The organism is Bradyrhizobium sp. Mp27 (genome assembly GCF_029953005.1).
In the GTDB taxonomy this organism is placed as follows: domain Bacteria; phylum Pseudomonadota; class Alphaproteobacteria; order Rhizobiales; family Xanthobacteraceae; genus Bradyrhizobium; species Bradyrhizobium barranii.
This window is the reverse complement of record NZ_JASAUS010000366.1, coordinates 1-2,993: the sequence shown is the minus strand read 5'-3', so window position 1 is coordinate 2,993 and position 2,993 is coordinate 1. Positions and strand designations below refer to the sequence as shown.

The 2,993-nt window shown below is 58.5% G+C and carries 3 protein-coding genes; 2 read left to right on the top strand and 1 reads right to left on the bottom strand.

Translation table 11 applies throughout. The features are described from left to right. Positions 1-1,139, top strand: a 1,139-nt coding sequence (locus QJT78_RS49810) for an adenylate cyclase (RefSeq protein ID WP_281460815.1), incomplete at its 5' end; no start/stop codon positions are given. 75 nt (positions 1,140-1,214) lie between these two features. Here the strand turns inward: QJT78_RS49810 and QJT78_RS49805 are convergent. Beyond that, positions 1,215-1,514 (bottom strand): hypothetical protein, encoded by a 300-nt coding sequence (locus QJT78_RS49805; RefSeq protein WP_063629882.1) that lies wholly within the window; start codon positions 1,512-1,514, stop codon positions 1,215-1,217. 249 nt (positions 1,515-1,763) lie between these two features. On the opposite strand from QJT78_RS49805, the gene QJT78_RS49800 reads away from it, so the two are divergent. Then, positions 1,764-2,612, top strand: a complete 849-nt coding sequence (locus tag QJT78_RS49800; RefSeq protein ID WP_028152753.1) for an SDR family NAD(P)-dependent oxidoreductase — start codon at positions 1,764-1,766, stop codon at positions 2,610-2,612. Positions 2,613-2,993: the final 381 nt, after the last annotated feature.

Sequence of the window (2,993 nt, the reverse complement as noted above, 5' to 3'; positions counted from 1 at the left end):
TTGTTCCATCGCCTTCAGTCTCCTCTCGGCTCTCTGACAAGCCAAGGATCGCAGAGCGAAAGCCGAAGCGAAACCAGTCAATCAAATGGGAGAAAAGCTCCGCTTACGATGTACGGCAGGTCGGCCGCGAATTAAACGTTCGCTACGTGCTCGAAGGCTCGGTGCAACGCAGCGGCAATCGGCTTCGGATGAACGTGCAGTTGATCGATGCCCAGAGCGGCCAGCATCTTTGGGCCGAGCGCTTCGAGAAGCCTGTCGGCGACCTGTTCGATATGCAGGACGAAATCGTGTCGAGGCTCGCCGGTACATTAGGTGCCCAGCTCATCGAGGCTGAGGCGCGACGAGCCGAGCGTACGCTGCATCCCGATGCGATGGACTTGTGCTTCCAGGGCCGGGCCTGGTTGATGAAGGGGATTAGCCTTGAATGCGTGACGCAAGCGCGGGGCTTCTTCGAACGCTCGCTGGAGTTCGATCCCGGCAACGTCGAAGCAATGATTGGTCTGGCAAATGTTGATACGGTAGTTGGAGGTAGCTTTACGACGGATGATGGGCCCGCGCGGCTTGCGGCGGCCGAGGCGATGGTGAACAAGGTATTGTCGATTAGGCCGAACAGTGCCTCAGCCCACATGGCTCGGGGTTGGGTCCAGACCTTTACGAACCGGGCCGCCCAAGGCATCCGTGAGTTCGAATTTGCGTTGGCGCTGGCTCCGAATTTGGTCCACGCTCATGCTGCCCTTGGTTTCGCAAAATCCTACATAGGTCGCGCTGCCGAGACCGAAGGCCATATACTCGAAGCTTTACGGCTCTCTCCTCGCGACGTTTTCGCCTACCAGTGGGCGTGTTTTGCGGGCGTGGCCAAGCTGCTGCTTGGTTCAGACGTCGAAGGCGTCAGTTGGCTGCGACGAAGCACCGAGGCGAACCGTAACTTTCATCTCGCTCATATATCGCTCGCCGCTGCCTTGGCCTTGACCGGCGCGCTCGATGAGGCGCGAACTGCTGCGAGAACGGGACTTGCGCTCAACTCAGGTTTCACCATTCGTCGCTTGCTCGCAGCTCAACAAAGCGACAATCCAATTTACCTTGCCGGGCTGCAGCGCTTGTGTGAAGGCTGGCGCCTCGCTGGCGTGCCGGAAGGGTGATGAGCGCTTCGGGTCAGAAGCCGACTTCAGCGCGTTCCCGCCCTCCGTCGGCTTGGGTCACAAGCGGAAGATCGATCAGCTTTCCGATTTTGGCCGCCCGACCAATTTGATGCCACCGAGATTTTCGGCCGACGCAAGTCCTCTCATCCTGTTGAACTCTTCGCGAAACTGGTTTCCTGCCTCTGTCCATCTTCCGAAACGAGTATTGATGTTTTCCATCAAACCAAACGTCGCGAGTGATTCTATTGCATGTTCACCAGCGGACATTGCGCGGCTGTCCACCTCGTCGCCGTACTCGTCCAAATACTGATCGACCATCTTGACGAGCGCGATCAAGAGCTTTCGTTCACGCTCGGTCCAAACCTCAGTGCTCATCGCGTGCTTGCCTCGCCAAGTCTCGCGGAAAACGATTGAATGGCCATTTTACACGCCATCAACGATGACAGCTATGGGTCAAAATGCGACCCACCAAGCGGACCTCAATAAAAGGTGTCGCCACTTCGGCTGATGGGCCCGAACGGACATCCGGCACGCTTCCCAATCGCTCGAAAACGCGGTCATATGGCGTCCGGGGACACTTGGCGTTTTGGGGCGAGGATGTCCGCTTGCACAGGGAGAATGCGCGTGAAGGAACTCGCTGGAAAGACTGTGTTCGTGACCGGTGCAGCGTCAGGCATTGGACTGGGGATCGCGACCGCCTTCGCCCAGGCGGGGGCGAAAGTCATGCTTTGCGACATTGAAGAAGCGGCTCTGTCCGCGGCGCTCGAGCAACTGAGGCTCACCAACGTCGATGTCGACGGCGTGAAAGCGGACGTTTCACTCAAAGCCGAACTCGTGGCGGCCGCCGAAGCCACGACTGCCCGCTATGGCAAGGTGCATATCCTCGTCAACAACGCGGGCGTCGGCGGCGGTGGGCCTTATGGCGCCTGGACCGAGGCGTCGTGGAACTGGACCATGGGCGTCAACCTGATGGCGACCATTTGGGGGATCGAGATTTTCGGGCCGTTGATCGAGCAGCATGGTGAGGGTGGACACATCGTCTCCACGGCCTCGATCGCTGGCCTCATTTCAGGGGAGAGCAATGCATACAACGTCTCCAAGTATGGCGTTGTCGCGCTGTCCGAGGGCCTGCGGCGTGAACTCGCGCCCCGAGGGATTGGCGTATCGGTGCTGTGTCCAGGGATCATCCGCACTCAGATCATGAACTCGAGACGCAATCTCCCCAAGCGCTTCGAGGGGGCGCTCCCTCCCTTGCCGACTTCGGGCCCACGTGCCGAGTGGATCAATATGCTCCGGGAACGCATCTCTCAGGGCATAGAACCCAACTATGTCGGTGAACTCGTCCGCGAAGGCGTCGAAAAGGACTTGCCGTACATCTTCACCGACCTCGAATTTGAGCCGATGATCGAAGCGCGCTTCGCCGCAATCAAGCAAGGCTTTGACCACATCCGCGGGCGCACTCCGAAACATTGAGCGCGCAGCCCTTCCACCAGCCTGTTCCCGCGAGATGGTTGTATGGACGCGAAATCAGCCGCACGATTTAAACAGCACGTAGAGCGGGTCATTGAGGAGTTATCCCAGGCGCTCACGCTCGCCAAGAAGCCTCTCCAGCAGATGAGTTTCTAAGATTGAGGACATCGGTCGGCGATATCATCGCTCGGATAGACACCGTGCTTCAGGAAAACATTTACAAAGATCATCCCGGTCTGGATGGCATGAAGGACTGACCGTTAACGTCCGCTGCGGGTCTTGGCCGTGTAAAAACGGTTTCACGGGAGGTCGGTTCTGAGGGTTAGGTGCCGAGGACGTCTCAGGCCGCGATCGCAGCGATTAGCCGCTTGGTTCCGATGATGT

Bases quoted from the DNA above. Each gene is read 5' to 3' on its own strand.
- QJT78_RS49805 (WP_063629882.1), bottom strand. From the start codon at position 1,514: ATGAGCACTGAGGTTTGGACCGAGCGTGAACGAAAGCTCTTGATCGCG.